This window comes from Streptomyces sp. NPDC046900 (assembly GCF_040644975.1).
Classification (GTDB): Bacteria; Actinomycetota; Actinomycetes; order Streptomycetales; family Streptomycetaceae; genus Streptomyces.
Genome location: NZ_JBEYXD010000107.1, coordinates 1 through 22,890, shown reverse-complemented (window position 1 = coordinate 22,890; position 22,890 = coordinate 1). Strand labels below are relative to the sequence as shown.

20 protein-coding genes and 1 pseudogene are annotated in these 22,890 nt (G+C 68.4%); 11 read left to right on the top strand and 10 right to left on the bottom strand.

Features of this window, described 5'->3' with window-relative positions; translation table 11 throughout:
• Positions 1-1,346 precede the first annotated feature (1,346 nt).
• The 3 genes and pseudogenes from ABZ904_RS44815 to ABZ904_RS44805 all read left to right on the top strand — a co-directional run bounded on the left by ABZ904_RS44815 (position 1,347) and on the right by ABZ904_RS44805 (position 4,730).
• The gene (locus ABZ904_RS44815) at positions 1,347-2,072 is read left to right on the top strand and encodes a hypothetical protein (protein ID WP_361003851.1); all 726 of its coding nucleotides are present in this window, start codon (positions 1,347-1,349) and stop codon (positions 2,070-2,072) included.
• A gap of 15 nt (positions 2,073-2,087) precedes the next feature.
• Positions 2,088-2,837, top strand: a pseudogene (locus ABZ904_RS44810) (S8 family serine peptidase); the annotation flags it as partial.
• A gap of 294 nt (positions 2,838-3,131) precedes the next feature.
• Positions 3,132-4,730, top strand: a complete 1,599-nt coding sequence (locus ABZ904_RS44805) for a carboxypeptidase-like regulatory domain-containing protein (RefSeq protein WP_361829880.1) — start codon at positions 3,132-3,134, stop codon at positions 4,728-4,730.
• Positions 4,731-5,058: 328 nt separating this feature from the next.
• Here the strand turns inward: ABZ904_RS44805 and ABZ904_RS44800 are convergent, their stop codons facing one another.
• Positions 5,059-6,417 (bottom strand): DUF2254 domain-containing protein, encoded by a 1,359-nt coding sequence (locus tag ABZ904_RS44800; protein WP_361003849.1) that lies wholly within the window; start codon positions 6,415-6,417, stop codon positions 5,059-5,061.
• 659 nt (positions 6,418-7,076) lie between these two features.
• Between ABZ904_RS44800 and ABZ904_RS44795 the strand changes: the two genes are divergently transcribed.
• The 5 genes from ABZ904_RS44795 (at position 7,077) to ABZ904_RS44775 (ending at position 11,514) form a co-directional block, all read left to right on the top strand.
• Entirely contained in the window at positions 7,077-7,244 is a 168-nt protein-coding gene (locus ABZ904_RS44795; RefSeq protein WP_359408119.1) for a hypothetical protein, read from the top strand.
• Complete coding sequence (locus tag ABZ904_RS44790) at positions 7,241-7,678, top strand: thioesterase family protein (RefSeq protein ID WP_359408122.1); 438 nt, start codon at positions 7,241-7,243, stop codon at positions 7,676-7,678. The genes ABZ904_RS44795 and ABZ904_RS44790 overlap by 4 nt, the downstream gene beginning before the upstream one ends.
• A 178-nt stretch (positions 7,679-7,856) precedes the next feature.
• On the top strand, positions 7,857-8,657 hold the full coding sequence (locus tag ABZ904_RS44785) for a crotonase/enoyl-CoA hydratase family protein (RefSeq protein ID WP_361829874.1): 801 nt from the start codon (positions 7,857-7,859) through the stop codon (positions 8,655-8,657).
• A gap of 827 nt (positions 8,658-9,484) precedes the next feature.
• Positions 9,485-10,867, top strand: coding sequence for a peptidase S8 (locus tag ABZ904_RS44780; protein WP_361829872.1), 1,383 nt, complete (start codon positions 9,485-9,487; stop codon positions 10,865-10,867).
• A 71-nt stretch (positions 10,868-10,938) separates the two neighbouring features.
• Positions 10,939-11,514 (top strand): hypothetical protein, encoded by a 576-nt coding sequence (locus ABZ904_RS44775; RefSeq protein WP_361829870.1) that lies wholly within the window; start codon positions 10,939-10,941, stop codon positions 11,512-11,514.
• 170 nt (positions 11,515-11,684) lie between these two features.
• On the opposite strand, the gene ABZ904_RS44770 is transcribed toward ABZ904_RS44775, so the two are convergent.
• The 3 genes from ABZ904_RS44770 to ABZ904_RS44760 form a co-directional block, all read right to left on the bottom strand.
• Entirely contained in the window at positions 11,685-12,431 is a 747-nt protein-coding gene (locus tag ABZ904_RS44770) for an SDR family oxidoreductase (protein ID WP_361003836.1), read from the bottom strand.
• A gap of 114 nt (positions 12,432-12,545) precedes the next feature.
• The gene (gene aceE, locus ABZ904_RS44765; protein ID WP_361829868.1) at positions 12,546-15,197 is read right to left on the bottom strand and encodes a pyruvate dehydrogenase (acetyl-transferring), homodimeric type; all 2,652 of its coding nucleotides are present in this window, start codon (positions 15,195-15,197) and stop codon (positions 12,546-12,548) included.
• 120 nt (positions 15,198-15,317) lie between these two features.
• Entirely contained in the window at positions 15,318-16,058 is a 741-nt protein-coding gene (locus ABZ904_RS44760; RefSeq protein ID WP_361003830.1) for an SDR family oxidoreductase, read from the bottom strand.
• Positions 16,059-16,353: 295 nt separating this feature from the next.
• Here ABZ904_RS44760 and ABZ904_RS44755 point away from each other — a divergent pair, with 295 nt between their 5' ends.
• Positions 16,354-16,740, top strand: a complete 387-nt coding sequence (locus ABZ904_RS44755; protein WP_361829878.1) for a cupin domain-containing protein — start codon at positions 16,354-16,356, stop codon at positions 16,738-16,740.
• Positions 16,741-17,055: 315 nt separating this feature from the next.
• Here the strand turns inward: ABZ904_RS44755 and ABZ904_RS44750 are convergent, their stop codons facing one another.
• Complete coding sequence (locus ABZ904_RS44750) at positions 17,056-17,196, bottom strand: hypothetical protein (RefSeq protein ID WP_359408143.1); 141 nt, start codon at positions 17,194-17,196, stop codon at positions 17,056-17,058.
• Positions 17,197-17,421: 225 nt separating this feature from the next.
• Between ABZ904_RS44750 and ABZ904_RS44745 the strand changes: the two genes are divergently transcribed.
• The gene (locus ABZ904_RS44745) at positions 17,422-18,351 is read left to right on the top strand and encodes a UTP--glucose-1-phosphate uridylyltransferase (protein ID WP_359408146.1); all 930 of its coding nucleotides are present in this window, start codon (positions 17,422-17,424) and stop codon (positions 18,349-18,351) included.
• 144 nt (positions 18,352-18,495) lie between these two features.
• Here the strand turns inward: ABZ904_RS44745 and ABZ904_RS44740 are convergent, their stop codons facing one another.
• The 4 genes from ABZ904_RS44740 to ABZ904_RS44725 are packed head-to-tail and all read right to left on the bottom strand — an operon-like array spanning position 18,496 to position 20,554.
• On the bottom strand, positions 18,496-19,443 hold the full coding sequence (locus ABZ904_RS44740; RefSeq protein WP_361003827.1) for a hypothetical protein: 948 nt from the start codon (positions 19,441-19,443) through the stop codon (positions 18,496-18,498).
• Positions 19,440-19,928: a hypothetical protein gene (locus tag ABZ904_RS44735; protein WP_361003824.1), complete on the bottom strand. Its 489-nt coding sequence runs from the start codon at positions 19,926-19,928 to the stop codon at positions 19,440-19,442. Before ABZ904_RS44735 ends, ABZ904_RS44740 begins: the two co-directional genes overlap by 4 nt.
• 3 nt (positions 19,929-19,931) lie before the next feature.
• A complete protein-coding gene (locus ABZ904_RS44730) occupies positions 19,932-20,330 on the bottom strand; it encodes a nucleotide disphospho-sugar-binding domain-containing protein (RefSeq protein ID WP_361003857.1) in 399 nt (132 codons plus the stop codon).
• A gap of 17 nt (positions 20,331-20,347) precedes the next feature.
• A complete protein-coding gene (locus ABZ904_RS44725; RefSeq protein WP_361003822.1) occupies positions 20,348-20,554 on the bottom strand; it encodes a hypothetical protein in 207 nt (68 codons plus the stop codon).
• A 688-nt stretch (positions 20,555-21,242) separates the two neighbouring features.
• Here ABZ904_RS44725 and ABZ904_RS44720 point away from each other — a divergent pair.
• Complete coding sequence (locus tag ABZ904_RS44720; RefSeq protein WP_361003854.1) at positions 21,243-21,563, top strand: DUF5133 domain-containing protein; 321 nt, start codon at positions 21,243-21,245, stop codon at positions 21,561-21,563.
• Positions 21,564-21,655: 92 nt separating this feature from the next.
• Here ABZ904_RS44720 and ABZ904_RS44715 read toward each other — a convergent pair whose 3' ends face one another.
• Positions 21,656-22,234 carry a hypothetical protein gene (locus ABZ904_RS44715; protein ID WP_359408158.1) on the bottom strand — a complete coding sequence of 193 codons (579 nt, stop codon included), beginning with the start codon at positions 22,232-22,234 and terminating at the stop codon, positions 21,656-21,658.
• Between the last annotated feature and the right edge of the window lie 656 nt (positions 22,235-22,890).

The following is a 22,890-nucleotide window of genomic DNA, read 5'->3' as shown; positions in this document are numbered from 1 at the left end:
CTCGACGAAACACCACCGACCGGTACCGGCCCACCCCGAATGAGACCCGACCCGCGAATCAGCGGCACAAGGACCACGTCGGAACAGCCGCCCACGCAGGAAACGCCGCGCCCAACGGCGGTATCCCTGCGCGGGAACTGATCGGGTGGCATCCCAATACGGGATGACTCTTAGGGGCAACGAAGCCGACGACGACCTCTGGACGTTTGTCCGGCACCGGCGTTTGCCCCTCTGGCTCTGGCGTCATCACCTGCCCCGGCACACGAAGTGGCTACTCTGGGACCGCTGGCGCGTTTGAGACCACCGACGCACCCCAACCATTACCGGTGCACGCGAGTGCCGGCGGTGCCTCTTGCGTGTCCGATCCGGCGGGATCTCCCGGGGGCTCACGGGGAACGCCATGACAGTCGCGCTCCAGCCCGGGTCAGGGGATTCCCAGGTCAACCGCCATCTGCATACGCCGTCTTCCAAACTGGTGCTCCAGGACCGGGTAGCGGCGCTCGGCAGGGCCGTTGGGACTCCACCGCCCGCGCGATAGTGTTCCCGCGTGTCTGCCTCGTTGATGTTGGTCCCCGGCTTTTGTTTCGTACTCCTGGGCGTGTTGGCCTTGAACGGCCGAGGAAACGCGGCGTATGCGGGATTGCCTATGGTCGGCTGGGGTTGGGTGGCGATGGGCGGTGGCTTCGTCTTGGACGGCGGGCCGACGCTCCTCGGGTTCTCTTTCGGAACGAGGGCAAATCTTGCCGGCCTGGGCCTGGTAGTCACCGTGCTCGGTGGGGTGCTTGTGCTCTGGGGCAGAGCGAGGGCTCGTCGCGTCGAGCAAGGCGACTGACGTAGGCATCACCAAGAGCTGGGCCGTTTCTGGGCCGTGCTAGGCGGTCCAAGGACGGCCAAGACCGACAGACAACAGTCGCTGCACCGCAGGTGGAAACTTGTGGACGTTCGGGGCCGTCTGTGGGCCGTGCGAGGCGAACCGGCGTTGACAGGGCGCCTGTCGGTGGCCCGGCTGCTGTGCTACCGGTCCGGCCCGCCCGACTGTGCTACCGGCTGCGCCGGCACACCGGCCGCCGCAGGGGCGGCCGCCGCTGGCTCGGATGGTGGATCACCAGCAATCCGCCGATGCGATCTCTTCAAGAACAGGCTTGCACGATGCAACCGTTCGCCGCCCCGGAGAGTCACGATTCCCGTGACCGAAAATCCGGTTGCGGAACCCTGCGCTGCGCGGACCACAAGTGCCGTCGCAGCGGGAGGAGTCCACACCGTGTCTCAGGGGTTCGGCGACCGCCGGGCACCTCACCGTTCGCCGTCCGCGTCACCGGTCTCTCGGACGGTACAGAGGTACGTACATGCGCGTAAGAGCCGGCTGGGCCCTGTTCCCAGCGTTGGCCGGCCTGATCATCAGCGCCATACCCGGTGCCGCACAGGCGTCTGAAGTCTCGCTCGCCGCAACCCCTGCTACGAGTACGGCATCGGCAGGGGCCCAGCCGATCCGCACCGTCACGCTGATCACCGGCGACAAGGTGACCGTCAGCCAGGGTGTCGGTGGTGTTCCCTCCGTCAGCGTGCGACAAGGACCGAAACGCAGTGACGTCCGGTTCCAGATCTCCCACTACTGGAACGGCACCGACCGCCACATCTCCGTCGTGCCGTCGGACGCACAGGCTCTCCTGGCCGCGGGCCGACTCGACTCCCGCCTCTTCGATGTGACCGAGTTGCTCAAGGACGGTTACGACGACGCGTCGAGCGACTCCCTCTCGCTCATCTACGCCGGCCGCAACGGTAAGACCGCCGCCGCCCGCGCCGCGGTCCAGCAGTTCGGCGCGCCCGTCACCCGCACGCTGTCCGTGCTGCACGGCGGCACCATCGCCCCGCACAAGCGCGACGCCGCCACGTTCTGGCGCTTCGTCACCGGCTCACAGGGTCTGCGCGGCCCGCTGAACAAGCTCTGGCTCAACGGCCGCAGCCGGGTCAGCCTGGACCAGAGCACCGCGATCGTCGGAGCTCCCGAGGTGTGGAACACCCTCGGCTACACCGGCAAGGGTGTCACCGTCGCCGACCTCGACACCGGCTAGGACACCGCTCACCCGGACTTCAAGGGCAAGGTCGCCGACGGCGCGGCCGTGGACTTCACGGGTTCCGGCACGGTGGTGGACGGCAACGGGCACGGCACCCACACCGCCTCCATCATGACCGGCACCGGCGCGGCCTCCGGCGGTAAGTACAAGGGCATGGCGCCCGATGCCTCGCTGTTGGTCGGCAAGGTCTGCGACGACTACGGCGCCTGTTACGACGATGCGGTCATCAGTGGCATGACCTGGGCGGCGCAGCAGGGCGCCAAGGCGGTCAACCTCAGCCTCGGCGGACCCGCGGGCTCCAAGACGACTCCGCTCACCGAAGCGGTCGACTCGCTGACCGACCAGTACGGCACCCTGTTCGTGGTGGCCGCCGGCAACCTGGGCGCCCCCGAGGTCGACTACTACGGCGGCACCGTGACCAGCCCGGGCATCGCCGACTCCGCGCTCACCGTGGGCAGCACCACCAAGCAGGACACGCTCAGCGACTTCTCCAGCCGCGGCCCGCGGATCGACGACTTCGCCGTCAAGCCCGACATCGTGGCGCCGGGTGAGGACATCACCGCGGCACGGGCGGCAGGCACGACCCTGGGCACCCCGGTGGACTCCTGGTACACCACACTGTCCGGTACGTCGATGGCCACTCCGCATGTCACCGGCGCCGTCGCGCTGCTCGCGCAGGAGCACCCGACCTGGAAGGCCGCCGACCTCAAGGCCGCTCTCACCAGCGCCGCCCACGGCCTACCCGGTCTGACCGCCTACGAGCAGGGCAGCGGCCGCCTGGACGTCGCCCGCGCCGCCAAGCAGAGCGTGCGCGCCACCTCCGACAGCATCAGCTTCGGCAAGGCCGACTGGCCGCACGACGGCATCAGCCGGACCGGCACCGTCACGTACACCAACGACGGCGCCACCGACGTCACCCTGCACCTGGCCGTCGACGCAAACGGCCCCCAGGGCAAGACCGTCCCCGCCGGTGCTTTCGCGCTGTCCACCGACACCCTGACCGTTCCGGCCGGCGGCACTGCCTCCGCCACCCTCAAGGCCACGGTCGACAGCACCATGGTCGGTGCCTACGGCGGTTCCGTCGTCGCCACGGCGGACGACGGCATCGCTGTCCGGGACGCCTTCGGGATCTACGCCGAGCCCCGCATGCACGACCTCTCGCTCCGCGTTCTCGACCGTGACGGCAAGCCGGTCCCGGAAGCCTATGTGCCCGTCTTCGACGTCCGGAACGGTCAGTTCTTCAGCGCCACGACCGACGCCGACGGCAAGGCCACTCTGCGGCTGCCCGACAGCGAGTACGACTTGGCCACGACCAACATCTCCTTCGCCACGCACACAGCGGTCCTGTACTCCAAGCCCGGGGTGAAGCTCAGCGCCGACACCTCGGTCAGCCTCGACGGCCGCGAGGCCAAGCCGGTCAACCTCACCGTCGACAAGGCGAACGCGACCAGCGGCGGGATGTTCGTCGGCGTCACGTCCATCACCGCCGACGGCCGATACGGCAACCAGAAGGGCGTACAGCCCGTTCCGGGCGACCATGTCTACGCGACGCCGACCGCCAAGGTCACCAGCCACCAGTTCTGGTACCTCGCTGCCCAGCAGTGGAGCGGTTCGGTTCCCGCAGCCGCAGGCAAGCCGGCCTCGAGCTATGCCTACAACCTCGCCGTCAACACCAAGGGCAGCATCCCCGCCACCCTCACCCGCAGAATCCACGACAGTGAGCTCGGCCGGGTGTCCGAGACCTATGCCGGCGAGCCCGGGAAGCCGTACGGCGTGCGAATCGACACCCCGGTACCGTTCTACGGTGGTCTGGCCGGGGAGTTCTCCAACGAGGTCCCGATCCCCGGCAAGCAGACCCGGTACTACACCACCGACGACACGATCCAGTGGGATCGGAAGTTCGCGGTACGCGTTCCGGACGCCTTCGGTTTTGTGGACAGCCAGTTCGCCCCCGTCACCCGCTTCCTGGCGGACCGGGCGTACACCCGGGTGTGGAACCAGGCGCCGCTGCGCGCCCGGACGCTGGATGCTCTGTGCGGTCAGGACCTGCTCTTCCTCACCCCCGGCCTGTTCTCCACGGCCGCAGCGAACACCGGCAGCCTGTCTACTGCGGTCGGTGGCGCCGAGGGCTCCTCGGTCCTCTACCGCAACGGCGTGAAGATCGCGTCGCTGGACAGCCTTGACCAGCTCATGGTCCCTGTTTCGGACGAGAAGGCCGTCTATGAACTGAAGTCGACTGGCACCCGCAATGTCGATTGGACGCCCCTGGGCACCGAGGCCTCGGCAACCTGGACCTTCACCTCGGCCAGGCCGGACACCGACGCGCTGACCGACGTGCCCCTGCTCAACGCCCGACTCAACGGCCCGCTGAACACAGCAAATTCCATCGTCGGCGGCCGGACCTACACCTTCACGGTGGCCGCCGAACGCGGCGGCCGGGCCGCCACCACCGCTCTGGGCCTCCAGGTCTCCTTCGATGACGGCAAGACCTGGAGGACCGTCAAGGTCAACCGCGTCGGCGACCACGGCACCGTGGCGCTGGCACTGCCCAAGTCCGGCGGCTTCGCCTCGATCCGGCTTGCCGCCGAGGATGCGGCGGGGAACGCGGTGAGCCAGACCCTCATCCGTTCGTTCCGAGTGACGCCCCGGAGCTAGACATCCCGCACGGCAGTGGCCCCCGTCGACGGCTCTCGGGCCGTGGGCGGGGGCCCGACTCGTGATGCCGGCGGGGTAGCTCACTCGCCGGGCCGCTGATCACGCAGGAGATCTCAAAGCCGCAGGAGGCTCCCAGCCACCGACTACTGATTGTCCGTCCTGCTCAGCGGGATCGCGCGGCGCCGGGCAGGGCCCCGGCGGTGCCGTCCGGCGCTCGCGACTCCGGATCCCACTGGTGATGTACGAACTGTTCGGAGTGCGAGCCGGATGCGGCAGCGACGCCCGACCGCTGCCGGGATGTCACGACCGTGGTCGGCCGCGACCTCGGTCACCGGCGGGGACCGGCCTTCATCTGCGCCTGCAAGGCCTCGTAGCGGACCCGCACATCGCGGCGGTCGCTTTCCTCTCGTACGGTGTCGTCGCACGACCGCTGGATCAGGTCCGCCTGGTCCATCAGCACGTGGCGGCGCTCCGCTTCCAGGGTCTGCTCCATGATCTTGGACAGGGCGTCGAGCTGCCGGATCATGACCGCCGGCATGCCCGCTCCAGCCTGCCGGATCTTCTCGAAGGACCGCGCGATGAGTCGGTCGTAGTCCGCCTGGTAGGCGATCAGCCGCACCCAGCCATTCGGGTCCCGCCTCACCCGCCGCGGGTGCCAGCCCGTGGTGATGCGGCACAAGCAGTCGCCGAGCCAGTCGATGCAGGTCATGGCGGTGAAGGTGTCGTTGACCGCCGGGGACAGCGCGCGGATGGCGATCTCGACAAGCTGGTCCACACCGAACGAGACGTCCTGGGTCAGGGTCCGGTAAGGGCCTGTGATCTGCCCTCGGGCGAGCTGCTGTTCCACCTGGGCCGCGGCCTCGGCCGGCCACACGGCGGCCAGGGGATGCCCCTCGACCAGGAAGTGCCCCGGCCGGTACGGCAGGTGGATGACGGCGTCGGCGTCGGCGGCGATCCTGACCAGTCGCTCATGGCGAATGAACTGCAGATACCCGCTGTGCGGAGTGCGGATCACCGCGCCGGACTCCTCGACCTTGACCAGGAGTTCCTCCCAGGAGGGCCCGCACTCCCGGTCGGCGGGCGCAGCGGGGTCCTCGCCTCCCTGGGCCTCGATCGCCCCGGACAGGTCGCGCGCGATGCCGGCGATCACGTGCGGCAACTGGATGCTCGTGGCGATGTGGTTGATGAAGTAGATCAGGACGGCGAGGTCGACCAGGGTCAGTCCCAGCGCGACGGTGACGGACAGATGGGGTACGAAGTCACCGTGCGGACCCGGGCTGATCACGACCAGCACGACCACGGTGTAGAAGAACGTGGCCACGAACGTGCCCAGGGTCAACTGCGTCCCCAGGTCCCGGATGAAGTTGCGCAGCATGCGCGGTCCGAACTGGGTGGAGGCCAGCGTCAGCGCCACGATCGTGATGGAGAAGACCAGACCGGCGACGGTGATGATCGCCGCGGCCATCGTCGACAGGATCTGGCGTGCCTCGTCGGCATGGCCGGAGAGCACCCAGGAGGGAAGCGTGGCATGCCCGCTGTAGACGGCGCGGTCGAAGCTGTAGGTGGCGGCGAAGAGTCCCGCAGCGGCCAGCACCACGGCCGCGGGCACGAACCACAGATTCGTTCGCAGCGTCTCACGCCGCCAGTCGGCCTCCAGATACGCGCCGCCGCGCATCAGAACCCGCACCCGAGTAGTTTGCTGCGTTCGGTGGAGCAGCACGACGGGGAAGATTGCACCAATGCCTCCGGGACCGACGGACAACAGTGCCGACCAGACTTCCCGGCTCACCTGCCTCGATCGTACGACGGCAGCCTGAGGCCCGGGCACCCGGAGGGGCCGTGAACGGCGGGGGAGCGCCGGGCGGGGTGCGACGACGCGAGGATGCGCGGCTCGAATGATCAGCGCGGCTGGTCAAGCGGGATAGCTGTACTCCCTGACCAGGCCGCCGCGGAAGCGGGTGCGCAGGACTCTGCGGCTCGCCGCTGCAGGAACAAGGGCTTCGCGGGGGCGCCGATCACCTTGTGCCCAGTGGACAGGGGGCGGCGGTGACGCCGGTGAGGTCGAATCTGCGGGTGCCGTGCTCAAGGAAGACCAGCGCTTACAGGCAGCTGTCGACACTGCCGTGATCCACTTCAAAACATGCCGGAGCCACTCTTGCCGGCAGGGGTCAAGCGTGGTCGGCCACTGGTTCACAGCAGGGGAAAGTCGACCGACAGATGTCGGTGTGATCAGGGCGGTCACACCGACATGAGCGACTCGATAATTCCGTTCCCCGCCCGTAGCAAACATGCTTGATCTCAAGGTCCGACCTGGACACGGGGCCGGCACGAACCCAAGGAGCGCACATGCACGAGAGCGGCGCGGAGCGGCCGGTGCAGTGGACGGCGGGCCGGCGCAAGCCACCGGCCTTCCGCACCGGCAAGATCCCGCCGCGGCTGGCGCTGGTGTGTGAGGGAGCCCCCGGCAATGTGCACCTGCGGTGGACGCCGCGTCCTGACACGGTGCCCGCATGACCACCCGGCTCAAGCACCAGAACCCGCTCGGAGTCCACCGGACGCGAATCGAGTGGATCGACACGGACGCAGGGGGCATTTACCACAACAGTACGATCGTCCGTTTCGTGGAGGCCGCGGAGGCCTCGCTCATGGCCGAGAGGGGCCTTCACGGCTACTTCCCGGTCGCACCCCGCGTCCACTACGAGGTGGACTTCGAGGCACCGCTCTACTTCGGCCAGGACGTCCGCACGGTCGTGGAGCTGATACGGATCGGCACCACCTCGATGACCTTCGCCTTCGAGGTCTGGGGCGAGGAGTTCCGGGGGCGGCCGCGTCGCCGGGCCGCGCGTGGCCGCTACGTGACCGCCCACATCGACCGGGACCATCTCAACGGTGCCACGAGCACGCCTTGGCCCGAGGAGTGGATCGCTGTACTGAGAAGGCCGATGTGATCGCGGAGGTGCGTCCGCCGCACTGACTCCGGCTGCCGCGTGGACCACGAGGGGGAGGCAGACCGCCTTGTCACGGCCGGACGTGGGACTTCATCGTCCGCACCCGCAAGATGAGCGACCCATCGGCGTGCATGAGTCCCAGTATTCAACTGAGTACCAATGTTCAACTGGAGGAGTCATGAGTTCCACGTCGGCGAACGCGGCCACGATCACCGTCGAACGGGACGGACACGTGTTGCTGATGGGCCTGAACCGCCCCGCCAAGCGCAACGCCTTCACCAGGCAGATGATCAGCGAGCTGTCGATGGCCTATGGGCTGCTGGAGTCCGACGAGGACCTGTGGTGCGGGGTGCTGTTCGGCCACGGCGACCACTTCACCGGCGGGCTGGACATGATCGATGTCGGCACCGAACTGGCCTCGGGTGACTTCGACGTCCCGAAGGGCGGCCGTGACCCGTGGCGGCGGGACGGCACGTGGTCCAAGCCCCTCGTCGCAGCCGCTCAGGCCTGGGTGATGACCGCGGGCATCGAACTGCTGCTGGCCGCCGACATCCGCGTGGCCGCTCAGGACGCCCGGTTCAGCCAGCTCGAGGTCCGCCGTGGGATCTACCCCTTCGGCGGAGCCACGTTCCGTTTCCCCCGCGAAGCGGGATGGGGCAACGCGATGCGCTGGATCCTGACCGGCGAAGAGTTCGACGCCGCCGAGGCCCACCGCATCGGCCTGATCCAGGAAGTCCTCCCCGATGGCGCCACGGCGATCGAGCGAGCCAAGCAGATCGGGCGCGTCATCAGCGAGCGATCCGCACCGCTGGCCGTGCGTGCCGCTCTCGCCTCCGCCCAACGGGCTCGCGAGCTGGGTGATGCCGAGGCCGTCGCCCAACTGCGCCCCGACATCGCCCGGCTCTTCAGCACCGCTGATGCCGCTGAGGGCGTAAGGTCCTTCGTCGAACGCCGCGACGCCGTCTTCACCGGCCGCTGACGACCCGCACCGCCATCCGCGGGGCATCGCCGTGCCCACCGCGGAGGCGCCCCCTGCCCTGCTGACCTGCCGCTCGAGATCGCGAGGCGTACCTGGGTACACGGCTTCGTCGAGGAGTGCGTGCGTCCCTGACTGCCGCCTAGCGATCGAACTCCTGATGCCCTAGTCGGCCGCGGCCTCGTCGCTTCTCCTGGCGGCACGGTGCTCCCGGGCAAGTCCGTGATCGCCCAAAGATGCTGCTCCTGGACGAGGCGAGGTTCGAAGCCGGCAGACGCTTCGAGCTCGAACGTCCCCTGTTGCTCTGCCGGGTCGGCCGTCACTCACGAGTGCCGTCCTCCGATGCGCGGCCCGTAGTGTGCCGGGCCTGCCACCTGCGCGGGCGGAGCTTGAGATCGGCGTTCTCCGCCCGCAGCTCAGCCATCTCGCCCAGCGCGACCGCCGACTCCGCACGGACCTGAGACGCGAGGCAGCTCAGTGCCTAGCCGCGAAGAACTCTCAGCCGCCCGCATCGGCGCGCCACATAACGGCGGCCCGTAAGACTCGAGTTCTCGACTGTCGGCTACAAGCCCTAGCTCACCAGGGCACCTTGAATGCTCCATCCTGACCATGAACACAGTGGGTGACCGCGCTCCTGCACAGAGCCATAACGGTCTCAACTCGCCTTCATTTCATCAGAGTTTGTCCGTTTCTCATGTGATCAAGGCCACACAACCGATCCGGGGATCGCATCATCGAACGATTCGCCAAGGGCTCTTCGTGTCGTGGGGCCGACAGCGGCAAACCCCCGAGTGGATTGAGGGCACGTGAGACACAGAGGACGGATACGGATGTTGGAGTCGTCAACGCGGTGGGTGGGAGGTGCGTTCGGGCTCGTCGCTCTGGTGGCGGGCTCCCTGGTGGCAACCGGTATCGGTTCGTCGTCTGCGGTTGCCGACACACCTGGGCCCGCGACACCTGGGCCCGGCATCACGCGGCTGGCCGGGACGGCGAACTCCGGAGAGAGCGTGGCCCGCGTGCACGAGGAGGTGATCGACGGAACGCTGCTTGAGCATCACGCCACACGGACTGTCTGTCCTCAGTGCCACGCCAGGGTCGTCACCGAGGGCACGAGCGGAAGTACTCCGTTGCGCTCGGCCGCGCCCGCCGGTTATGGCCCCGCCGAGTTGCAGAAGGCCTACGGGCTGCCTGCCGCCTCCAACAGCACCCGGACCATCGCCATCATCGACGCGGGCGTCTATCCGACTCTGGAAAAGGACCTGGCCGTATATCGCAAGACGTTCGGGCTGCCCGCCTGCACCACGGCGTCCGGCTGCCTCAAGTTGGAGAACCACACCGGGGGGAAACAGCCTGCTCCGCAAACGGGAGCGCAGGGCAAGCTCGTGGAGGAGGAGGTGGCCCTCGAGACCGCGCTCGACCTCGACATGGCCTCCGCGGCCTGCCCCACCTGCCACCTCTTGGAGGTTTCCGTCCCCTGGCAGGATGCTCAGGACAACAACGATGTCTCGACCGATGACTTCGCCAAAGCGGTGAACACCGCGGTGGCCGCCGGCGCTTCGGCAGTCAGCGTGAGTTACGGCTACACCGCGGATGTCCAGAACACGCATGGCTCCCGCCTTTCCGCCTTTGACCACAAGGGCGTGGCCATCACCGCGTCGACCGGCGACGAGGGGTTCAACGGCGGCATTCACCAGGCCTGGCCGTCCAACCTGCCCTCGGTGATCAGCGTGGGCGGGGTCACCTTGCCCACCGTCGGCAAGGCCAGCGCGTGGTACGCCGCGGGTAGCGGCTGCGAGTCCGTCTTCCCCGCTGCCACCGGCCAGCCGGCCAGGATCACGGCTTCCTGCGGCGGTCACCGCGGCGCGGCCGACATCTCCGCGGATGCGGACCCCGCCACCGGTGTGGCGGTTCGCGACACATACGCTCCCAGCAGCGGCGAGCCGAACAACTGGGTGGTGGCCGGCGGCACCAGCGCGTCAGCGCCCTACGTGGCCGGACTGTTCGCCCGTGCCGGACACCTTTCCGCCGTGAACGGGCCCAAGAGCCTCTACAGCGCACCGGCTGCCGACTTCACGGACATTACGAGCGGCAACAACGAGGCCTACCACCAGTGCGCCTCCTACCCCGGCGTCAGTGCCGCCCTGTGCAACGCGGGTCCGGGTTGGGACGGACCGACCGGTCTCGGAGTTCCGCACGGTCTGGGCGCGTTCTGACCACCCCGCCCTGCGACCGAGCCGGTTCCGGCAGCCCACGGACCACCTTCGTTCCATAAGAGAGGCACCTCATGCGTCTGAGAACTCGCGCGGCGGCCATCAGCGCGACAGCCATCGCGATCCTGCTGAGCGCTGCGGCGGTGGCAAGCGCCACCATCGGCAGCTGGACGTCTGCCGACAAGAGCACTGCCCAACGGCCGGCCGCCGGCGCTGCGACCATCCGTCCCTGCGCCATCGATGACGTTTCGTTCTACTTCGGCGGCTACACCGCGGGCACCAGTCGACGCAGCTTCGATCTGACCGTGCTCGCCCACGACGGCATCACCTGCACCCTCAAAGACACCCCGCTGATATCCCTCACCGGACCGGCGGACCAGACCAAGCCGATCCCGGTCTCCGTCAACGGGCGCGGCGGCACCCTTGTGCTCAGGCCTGACTCCCCGCTGCACACCACCGCGATCTACAACATCCCCGACGCACCCGAACACACCCTCAAGGTCAGCTCCATGACGCTGGCCATGCCGGATCACACCAGCCGCAGCACGTACTTCTTCGTGCCAGGCGTCAGCGACGTCTACCAGACGGGCGTCTCGTTCACCTCTTGGACCACCGGACTCGGCCTCGGGCAGGGCGAGGAAGCCTTCTGATGATGTGAGGGTGCAGACCCGGTTGCACGGCAACGGGCGCTGTGTACCGGGGACTTGTCACCGATGCGAAGCCGGCGTGGGGCAGGAGGTCGCGGCCGCTCAACCGGTGAGACGAACCTGTGGTCGGAGCACCGTGGGGTCCCTGCCGTCGGCAGGGACCCCGGCAGGACTTACTGCTGCTGCGCGCGCCAGTCGGCGAACTTGGTCTCGGCGATGTGCGCGTCCGGACCCGGCAGGAGCGTGGCCTCCTGCAGCTTGGCACCCCAGTAGGGGGCGTGCTCGTCCGCGACCACCGTGCGGGAGTCGTCCTTGGCGGCGAGTGCCGCACGGATGAGCTCGTCGAGCTGGAACGCGTCGGGGCCCGCGACCTCCACCACCCCGTTGACCGGGGCATCCACCGCGGCGCGGCCGACGGCTGCGGCCACGTCGTCGGAGCCGATGGGCTGGATCTTGACGGGGGCCAGGCGCACGGTGTCGCCTTCGGTGGCCGCGTCGGCGATCGCCTTCACGAACTCGAAGAACTGGGTGGCGTGGACGATGGAGTAGGGGATTCCGGACGCCTTGATCAGCTCTTCCTGGGCCTGCTTGGCGCGGAAGTACCCGCTCTCCTGCAGGCGCTCGGTGCCGACCACGGACAGTGCCACATGGTGCCCCACGCCGGCCTCGGCCTCCGCCTCGAGGACGTTGGTCGTGGAGGTGCGGAAGAAGTCCATGACGGCGTCGTCAGCGAACGAGGGGGAGTTGGACACGTCCACCACGACCGACGCGCCCTTCAGGGCCTCGGCCAGGCCCTCACCCGTCAGAGTGTTGACGCCAGTGGTGGGTGCGGCCACGACCGCCTCGTGCCCATGCTCGTTGAGCTTTCCGACCAGCTTGGAGCCGATGAGCCCCGTTCCACCGATCACTACTACCTTCATAACGGGTTCCTCTCAAAGAATTTCGGCCTGTACCAGGAGTGACCGGAGAGCGGTTCTCCTTGTGACGCGGTTTTCATGATTCGCTTTTGGCGCGTCATGCCGTCGGCAAGGTGGTCACCCTTGCCGGTCGTAGCGAGCGCGCGCTTGGGTAACCGTGTCCGGATCGACCGCTCCGGTCCGCGCCAGCTGGTCCAGGGCGGCCACTACGACGGACTCGGCGTCGACTCCGAAGTAACGGCGCACGGCGTCGCGGGTGTCCGACAGTCCGAAGCCGTCCGTTCCCAGTGACGAGTAGTCCTGATCGACCCACTGGCTGATCTGATCGGGCACCTGGCGCATCCAGTCGCTGACCGCCAGGACGGGCCCTTGCGTACCCGACAGCGCCTCCGTCACATACGGGACGCGCTCCTCGCCCCGCCGCCGCGCCGCGTCGGCGTTCAGCGCGTCGCGGCGCAGCTCCGTCCAGGACGTCACTGACCAGACGTCAGCGTGGACATTCCACTGGGACATGAGCAGCTCCTGGGCCTTGAGCGCCCAGTGGATGGCCGTTCCGGAGGCCAGCAGCTGGATCCGCGGTCCGGCGTCGTGGGGCTCCGCCTGCCGGAACCGGTACATGCCCCGCACGATCCCCTCCTCGACCGCTGACCCGATGGGCATGGCGGGCTGGAGCTTGGGCTCGTTGTAGACCGTCAGGTAGTAGAAGATGTCTTCGGGCTGGTCGCCGTACATCCGCCGCAGCCCTTCCTTCACGATCACCGCGATCTCGTACGCGAAGGCGGGGTCGTAGCCGACGGCGGCCGGATTCGTGGATGCCAGCAGGTGGGAGTGCCCATCGGCGTGCTGCAGTCCCTCGCCGGTCATCGTCGTACGGCCGGCCGTCGCTCCGACGACGAAGCCGCGGCCCATCTGGTCCCCCAGGGCCCAGAACTGGTCGCCGGTTCGCTGGAACCCGAACATGGCGTAGAAGATGTAGAAGGGGATCATGGGTTCGCCATGCGTGGCGTACGAGGTCGCCGCGGCGGTGAACTCGGCCATGGAACCGGCCTCGGTGATGCCTTCGTCGATGAGCTGGCCGTCCTTGGCCTCCTTGTAGCGAAGCAACTGGTCGGCGTCGACCGGCTCGTAGTTCTGACCCAGCGGCGAGTAGATCCCGGCCGTCGGGAACAGGGACTCCATGCCGAACGTCCGCGCCTCGTCGGGGATGATGGGCACCCAGCGTCGCCCCGTCTCCTCGTCGCGCATCAGGTCCTTGACCAGCCGGACCAGAGCCATCGTGGTGGCCACTTCCTGCTTGCCGAAGCCCTTCCGGAGGGCGTCGAAGGGGCCGGACGGTGGCTGCTTCAGGGGCTTGGCCACCACCCTGCGCACCGGGACAGGGCCTGCCAGAGCAGCACGTCGCTCACGCAGGTACCGGACCTCTTCCGAATCCTCACCAGGGTGCCAGAACGGCACCAGATCCCCGTTCAACGCGCTGTCCGGAATGGGCAGTTCCAAGGCGTCACGCATCTGACGGAACTGGGACATCGTCAGCTTCTTCATCTGGTGGTTGGTGTTGCGTGACTCGAAGCTCGCACCCAGCGTGTGTCCCTTCACCGTCTGGGCGAGGACGACGGTGGGTTGGCCCCGGTGCTCGACCGCGGCCCGGTAGGCGGCGTAGACCTTGAGAGGTTCGTGCCCGCCCCGGGAGTTCACGAACAGGTCGGTGAGCTGCGCGTCACTCAGTCCGGCGGCGATGCCGGAGAGTGTATCGCCGCTGAAGAAGTGCTCGCGGATGTAGGCGGCGTCCCGCGCGGCGTAGGTCTGGAACTGGGCATCGGGTATCTCGCCCAGGCGGTGTACGAGGGAGCCGTCGGTGTCCCGCTGGAGCAAGGGGTCCCAGGCCTCGCCCCACAGGGTCTTGACCACGTTCCAGCCCGCACCGCGGAACCGGGCCTCGAGCTCCTGCACGATCTTGGAATTCGACCGCACGGGGCCGTCCAGCCGCTGAAGATTGCAGTTGATGACGAAAGTCAGGTTGTCGAGACCCTCGCGGGCGGCGAGCGCCAGTGCGGCCGTCGACTCGGGTTCGTCCATCTCCCCGTCTCCCAGGAAGGCCCATACACGCGACCCGGAAGTGTCCTTGATTCCCCTGTCGTGCAGATAGCGGTTGAACCTGGCCTGGTATATGGCGGAGAGGGGGCCGAGCCCCATGGAGACGGTCGGAAACTCCCACAGCCACGGAAGGCGCCTCGGGTGGGGGTACGACGGCAGGCCGTGGCCGTCGGCCTCCCGGCGGAAACCGTCCAACTGCTCCTCGCTCAGCCGCCCCTCCAGGAACACCCGCGCATAGATGCCGGGCGAGGCATGCCCCTGGAAGTACAGATGATCCCCGGAGCCGTCTCCGTCCTTGCCCTTGAAGAAGTGGTTGAACCCGATCTCATAGAGCCAGGCCGCAGACGCGTAGGTCGCGATGTGGCCTCCGAGACCCAGACGGGAACCGCGGGTGACCATCGCGGCCGCGTTCCACCGGTTCAGCGCGGTGATGCGCGACTCCATGGCGAGATCGCCCGGAAAGGCCGGCTGGGACGACGCCGGGATCGTGTTGATGTAGTCCGAGGCCAGCAGCCCCGGGAGGGCCACTCCGGACCTGGCCGCGTACTCGTGCACGCGCCGCAGCAGGTACACGGCGCGCTCGGGTCCGGCATGCCTGATGACGGCCTCGAGGGAGGCCTGCCATTCCCTCGTCTCCTCGACGTCACGGTCGGGTATCTGGTCGAGCTCACTCATCGAGGCTTTCCTGTCAAGGCGTGGGGAGGTGAAGGCGGACGGCGGCCGCGGCCACGAGTGCGCAGTGGCGGCCGCCCGTAAGAGATGTGCCTGGGGAGGCCGCCGCCGCGTCCGCGCGCGTCAGCGCTGCGCGAGCCACGTGCTGAAAGTCGTGGGACCGATCTGGGCGCCCGGTTCGGGCAGAAGCGCGCCTTTGCCCACCAGGGCGGCGAAGAGTCTGGCGCGCACATCGGTGACCACACTTCTGTCGACACCATCGGCGGCGAGGAGCTTCGCCATGAGGTCGTCGAGGTGGTACTCCTCGGGGCCGGCCACCTCGTGCGTGCCGAGCAGCGGCACCCCCACGGCGACATGCGCGACCGCGGCAGCGACGTCGTCCGTCGCCACCGGACGGACCAGCGCGGGCGCCACGTGGACCCCGTCCGGGCTGGTGTCCGCGACAGCGATGGCCTGGAGGGTCTCGAAGGTCAGCGCGGCACGCACGATCGAATGGGGGATCGGAGACTTTCGTACCTGGTACTCCTGGAGCTCTTTCGCGAGGAAGTAGCCCGACCGCAGCCGCTGGGCCCCCACCACCGACAGGGCCATGTGATGCTCCACGCCGGCCGAGGCCGCCGCGGCCAGGAGATTGGCCGTCGCAGTGCGGAAGAAATGCAGACCGGCTTCCTCGGTACGCACGGGCGCATCGGTGACGTCCACCACCACCTCGGCCCCCCGCAAGGCCTCGTCGAGACCGTTACCCGTGATCAGGTCGACGCCATGGCGACGTGAGACGGGCACGACCTGCACTCCATGGTCACGGAGCCTGGCAACCGTTCTTGAGCCGATCAATCCGGTGGCTCCTGCGACAACGACTCTCATGTGAATCCCTCCCAGAGGGCTCATCGACCCTGTGTGCGTCTGGTGACACCGAAGTCGGCCACGTGCACTACATGACAGGTCTCGCACCACTGTTGTGACATCGATGGGAGCAGTCTGAAAGCGGCGGCCTCTGTCACATATGCCTCCTGTCCTCGGTCGTCCATAAGGAACAGCCGTGCGGGGAGCCAGAAATGAAGAACGCTGTCCCCGCCAGGGCAACGACCAACGGAGGTGCACAGTGTCAACCAAGAACTCAGCGGCCGTGAGCGACGACAAGGCGCGTTCCGGGACGTGGATGACCGCGGCGAAGATGCTGCAGGACGCCAAGCCGCCCCATATCCCCGAGGGCGCCTCAGGCATGACCGTTCTGATCGAGTGGCCGCCCGGTGACCCCGGCACGCCTCCGCACCGTCACTCAGGGCCGGCCTTCGGATACGTGATCGAGGGCGAGGTGCGCTTCGAACTGGAGGGAGAGCCAGAACGCATCGTCAAGGCCGGCGAGACCTTCTGGGAGCCGGGCGGAGACGTGATCCATTACCAGGACGGCAACGCCCGAGCCGATGTGCCGTGCCGGTTCGTCGTCACGATGCTCTGTGCGCCGGGCCGGCCGATGCTCACGCTGGTCGACGAGAAGGAACTGGCCGAGCGGGCCCACCTGCGTGCTCCGCGCCCCGCGAACTGACCCGTGGCTTTCTCCCGGCGAGGTCGGCGCAGCCCGAAGCAACAATGCTCCGTGGCAGGGCACAAGACGCAGGAGTGCCATAACCGTCGTTTACCCCTGCTGACAGTGCTGTTGGTGGCCGCAGCCCTTCACGACCTGCGGCACCACGTTCTTCCGCGCAGCTGCGTGTGACGCGTGCGGACAGACGGTCTCCTGCACATCGTCATGGCCACGGCCATGTCCGCCCCGGCGCGGTGCTGGGGCGCGTGGATGCCTGCGGGCGGTCTTCTTCGCGGCCGCGGCGCTGTGGTGTCCCTTGTCGGCGATCAGTCGGCGTCACGCGCCGCGACGTGCCGCGGCGGCACGGAGTCCGGTGTCCGCCGCGCGCATGGCCGCGATGGCCTGGACGGCCCGCCCGTCGGCGAGTTCGGGACGTGAGAGCCTGGCCGGGGTCCACGCCGGTCTCTCCTTGCACACCCCAGGATCCGAACGCGCCGAACACGACCACCCGGTACGGGCAGCCCCATGGACCGGGAGCCAAACAGCCGGGCCGAAGGGGCGTCCGCGCGCCCACCGGCGGTGGCCGTTCCGGTGCCGTACCGGGTACCGTGGCGGGCGACCACGGCGCCGGCCGCAGGCGCGGACCCGGGCGTCAACACGTGCCGTGCCGACCGGTACGGTGCCGATCGACCGAGAGTTGTGATGTCCCCGACGATTCGCAGGGCTGTGATCCCCGCCGCTGGACTCGGATCCCGTCTGCTGCCCCTGACGAAGGCGACACCGAAGGAGATGCTGCCGGTCGGCGACAAGCCGGTCATCGAGCACACCGTGCGCGAGCTGGTGGACTCCGGCATCACCGACATCACCATCGTGGTCTCCGGCGGCAAGAGTCTCATCCAGGACCACTTCCGCCCCAACCCCGCCCTCGTCCAACAACTCCGCGCAGACGGCAAGACGGCCTACGCGGACGCGGTGGAGGAGGTCGCGGAACTGGCCGGCCAGGGCCACATCACCTACCTCGACCAGCACGGCCCGTACGGCAACGGCACCCCCGTGCTGAACGCTGCCCGTGCCTTCGGCGACGAGCCCGTGCTGGTGCTGTGGCCCGACGACGTCTTCGTGGCCGAGGTCCCCCGCGCCCAGCAGTTGATGCGCGCGTATGAGCAGACCGGCTGCCCGGTGTTGGCCCTCATACCGATGGACCCCTCCGACTCCCAGCGCTATGGCGTACCGATCGTGAAGGAAGACCTCGGGGACGGCCAACTGCGCATCACCGGCCTGGTCGAAAAGCCCGAGCCTGCTGCCGCCCCGTCGTCGTACGCGGCCATCGGCGGCTATGTCGTCACCCCCGGCATCATCGACGAACTGCGCGAGCAGACCCGCCGCTGGTACGAGCACCGGACCGGCGAGATCTACCTGACCGACGCCATCAACGCCTATGCCTCCACCCGCGCGGTGTACGGACAGGTCATCAACGGCCGCTGGTACGACACCGGCAACCCGGCCGACTACCTTGTCGCCCAGATGGCGTTCGCCCTCGCCCACCCCGAGTACGGCCCCCGTCTGCGAGGTCTGCTTGCCGGACTCGACGGCGACCGTAGTGCCGCCCTCCGGTCGGTGACCAACGCCTGACCCGCCGCTGTCGCTGTCCGTCTCGGCCGCCCGCGCCCAGCGAGCAGCCGAGAGAAGCAATCATTTCGTAGTACCTCAACGCGTTCTCGCACAGTCAGGTCCGAGGCGACCTCGGCGGTAAGCCGTGTCCGCTGCGCGCTCGGGTCAGGTCCTTCCCGGCACCGGGGTGTCTGTCGCCGCGGTCGCGCTGTGGTGGGCGCGGATGAGTGCTATCACTGTGTCGGTCGTACGGTCGAGGTAGCTGCGGCCATCGGGCAGCCGTCCCTCCGGGCTGATGTAACTACGCGGCCCGAGGTGGGTGGCAGGAGCGAGTCGATGCACGGTGATCTTGCCGGCACGTCGCGCGCGGTTCCATCCGCTACGGCGGAACAACCGCCAGCGCTGAGGGAAGATCCAGGTGCCGACGCGCTCGATCCGGTCGCTCGCACTGGTGAGCCGATGCAGGTGTTCGGCATGGGTGAGGTCGTCGGCGCCGTTGTGGAACCCACCCAGTGTGATCAGTACGAGCGGGGAGCGCAGCTGGGTGTGCAGTTCGTCGACGGCGCTGGTGGCGACCTGGGCGCCGCCGCTGTAGCTGAGCAGCACCACGGGGATACCGCTGTCGGGCTGGTAGCCGGCGAGCCGGAGCTGAGTGGCGATCTGGCAGCCGACGGCCCGGTTGTAGAGGGGGCGGTACCGGTGGTCGGCGGCGACGAAGACCTGCATGACGTTGTGCAGGAACAGCAGCAGCCCGGCGTGGCGGCGCAGCCACGCCCACACCGGCCGCTCGGCAAGCGGGTCGGCCAGCGGCGAGTAGGGCTGCACCTGACCCAGCACCCGCAGCTCCGGCGCTCCCGCGATCACGGCCTTGACCAGTTGGCCGCCGTCCCGAGTGTCCCGTACGCGACGTTTCCCGATGCCGTCCAGGTAGACCAGGTAGGCGGCCGGGGGACTGTCAGCAGCCGCACCGCGGGCGTAGGGCATACCACTCGGCAGCTCGGTGGTAGGTGCCCGCCAGCCGGCGCTGTAGGCCAGCACCTCGTAGCGGGCGAGCAGGCCTTCGGCGAGCAGAGCCGGCCCGAGTACACAGGCCCAGAGCACGAGGTCGTTCATGTGATGGACTCCGATGCTCGGGGTGCGCTGATCCTCACGACCAGTCGCCGACCGGTCTCCACAGCGAAGCCAAGGCCGACCCCGGCGATGGCCACGTAGCCCGCGGCGCTCCACCAGCCGAGGCCGGTCGCCGCTGCGAGCGGGCCGGCCAGGCCGGCTCCGACCCCCACGAAGAGCAACAGGTGGAGCAGGGGCCCTAGCAACGGGAACGCAAGGACGGCGGCGAGCAGCAGTGGGGCGACCAGGCCCGCTGTCCACACCAAGTGCGCTCCGGGCGGTGGAGAGGACAGCACCACCTCGGCCAGGTTCCAGGCGGTCGCCGGCCACAGGGCGAACACGGCAACCTCGACGAGGCCGGCGGGCAGCAGCAACCCGGCCAGGAAGGTCCGCGACATGCCGGGCCGGCGAACCGCCAGAGGCAGGATGCGCCCGGCAGCCTCCGACACCCCGGCGAACAGCAGCAGGACGACAACGAGGTGTGACATCGGTCAGCCTCGCTGTGACGTATCGACGAGGGCCGGCCGACCGGCCGAGCCGGTCGCCTGCAGGTACCACTCGAGTTCGCCGGCTGCGCGCCGATATCCACCCGCCTCGTGCTGGGCAGCCTGCAGGGTTGCCGCGGCTGCCCGGAACCGGGTGCCGTGGAGCAGGCGCTCGGCGAGGAAACGCACGGAAGCCGTGGAGACGTCCTGGGTACGGATCGTCAGGCCCGCGCCGAGTTCGACGACGCGACGGGCCACCATCGGCTGGTCGGCGCCCTGGGGGACCACCAACATCGGAACCGCGGCGTACATGGCCTCATTGACGCTGTTCATCCCGCCATGGGTGACGAACAGCGCCGCGCGTGCCAGCACCTCCGGTTGAGGCACGAAACGGCAGGTGAGCACGTTGGGCGGCAAGGGCCCTAGCGCGGCGAGGTGTCGATGATCATGTCTGGCACGACACCGCGCCGCTCCAGCGCGTATCCCACACCGACATGAGCCGCTCCGAGCGCGTCACCCGCGCCCACCACCACGACGGCGACGGGGCGGGGGAGTGCGCACGAGCCCGCCGACGGGCCTCCGGTCGACCAGGTCGGCGGAAGGAGACACGTCCCCGCATCTGTCCTCATGTCCGACGCGCCGCATGGCCACGCCGCTCTCCGAGTCGCCCCCGCCGAAGCCGGAACCTGCCGAAGAGGCTGGTCTCCGGCGACATGTGACCCTCATGATCCACCTCACTCATCACCCATCGGGCTCGCACCCAACCAGGACCGGACCGCGACCCAATGTGTGACACTGTTCATCAGTGTGATGTGCGACATCGTCATTGAGATCGGTCAAACGCACCGCGTTCGCCGGCCGGCAGGCGCCATGGTGCCTCGCGAAATCCTTGGGCCTGGGTGGGTCGGCACCGTCCAGCTCTTCCCGGCGCCGACGCCCGGCCATCTGCGGGAACGTGTGCGGAAGCCTCGACGCGGGAGTCTCAGGAACGGCAAGCATCAACTCCGCGCCGACACCTGGTCTGCGCCGGCCGTCTTGGGCACCGTCGCCCGCGCTGCTGGTCCGTAGAAGCGTTGTCCGTCACAGACGTTGGGCCCTTCTGGTCTTTCACTGCGAGGCAAGGAGCCTCGAATGCACGGACGCTGCAGCCGCCGAGCGTGAGATGTCGGGACAACAACCGACCGCCCGGCAAACGGACATCCACCCATGCAGGCAAGTACCATGGAGGTACAAAAGGTGTCAGGCACCGACGCGGCGCACCCGACTCCCGCCCGTGACGGGGCACTCGACCCGAAGTTGGAAAGAAGGGGCCTGTCTGTGCCGCTCGTTCCGGATCCGAAGGTCGTCAGGCAGTTGCTCACCCGGTACGCGTCCCTGCAGATCGCGCTCGCCGAGAGCGAGAAGCCGGAAGGGGCACGTGAGCTCGAGGACGTCAGCTACACGCTGTGCGTCATGACGGGAACCAGGCGTGTGCACGACGCCATAGAGGTTGCCGACGCGCTGCTCGTGGCTGGGACCGAGCGGGACAGCGTCAGGGTGCCGGACGGCAAGCACGGTCTGCGATGGCAGTCGCCTCTGTCTGAGGAGGCCGCAACACAACGTGCGGCCTTCCCTGGACAGGGAGCAGCGGAATTTTGATGCGGTCGGCATGACGGATCGGGGCCTGGGCACGGTGTAGGTGCGTGCGGAGCTTCAGCAGCGAGTGGTGACCGAAGTCGCCTTCGGCGACGTCAGACGTCCTCGGCTCCGTTCGTGGCAGCCTCACTGCTCCGCGATGGTGCCACGGCGACGAGCAACGGCATTTTGTGCAGCGGCGGAGGATCTCCCTCCAGGCCGAGCCGCTGCCAGGCCAGCCTCATCGATATCTTCAGCACCCGTCGCGCCCGCAAGATGAGCAGGACGGCGAGAGGCAGCTCAACCAGCACGGCCGAGGCGGCGCTCGCCCACACATCCTCCTTTCCCCAGCTCAGGGAAATGTCGAACCAGGCATCGCAGAGGAGGAGCGTGGCTGCCACGAACGACAACGGGACCAGGACCTGGCGTCTCAACCACACCGCCACTCCCGCACCGGCCAGTGTCACGAGCAGCATCACGTCGAAGCCCACCCACACCCAGGGCCAGTGCCGGGCCTCAAAGCGATCCGGCAGCGACACTGCCAGGTAGATGGTCCACGGCACGAGCACGAGCACGCACAAGCCGAGCTGCCGTAGAACCCGCCGTCGGCGGCGGAGCAGCGTGGAGCCGTCGAGTGAGAGTTCGCGGGCCGTCGTACCGGCGGGGGCGGTGGGGTTGTTCTGCTCGCTCATCATTGCCTGTTTCTGCTGACAGCTGCCGGTCCAGCAAACCGCCGGCCATGGTGAATCACCCTGCTGTCTGCACGGCACGGGGGCAACGCCTCGACGTACGGCTGCGCCGCGAAGACTGTTGACAGTCACTTGATAGTACGACGAGGTCACATCCGGTCTGGCGGACGGTGCCGCGCTGACGTAGTCCAGCAATGCAGCGGCAAGACCCAAAAGAGGAGGTTCCCTCATTGCAGTGGGCGAGCATCGGCGCGGCCCTGGTGCAGGTCGAGTCGGCTTGGAGGGCTCTCACCTGCAGCGATGCCGTTACGTGCCCCCACACGGTCGCCGTGGTCGTCACCGCCTTCGGCCAGTACGGCGGGCGCGTGGGCGCATCACGGAGTCCGCACGTCCGTCGGTGCCGCGGTCCTCGCGTGCGCCAGGCTCTTCATACCTGGTTCCGTGACCCGCTTCGCCGACACCCACCGCCCGGCCGACGACTCCGATGTCGTCGAGGGCGTCACCCGGGTCATCCAGCAGCTCTCCCAGGCCGGCACCGCGGCCGTCTGATTCCGCCGTCGCCGGAACGCGCGGGGGCGCCGCGGGCGCCGCGGGGGGGTGTGGTAACGCCCGCGGGGGGGGGGGGCCCCCCCCGGGCACCCCCGGGGGGGGGGCGGGGTGTG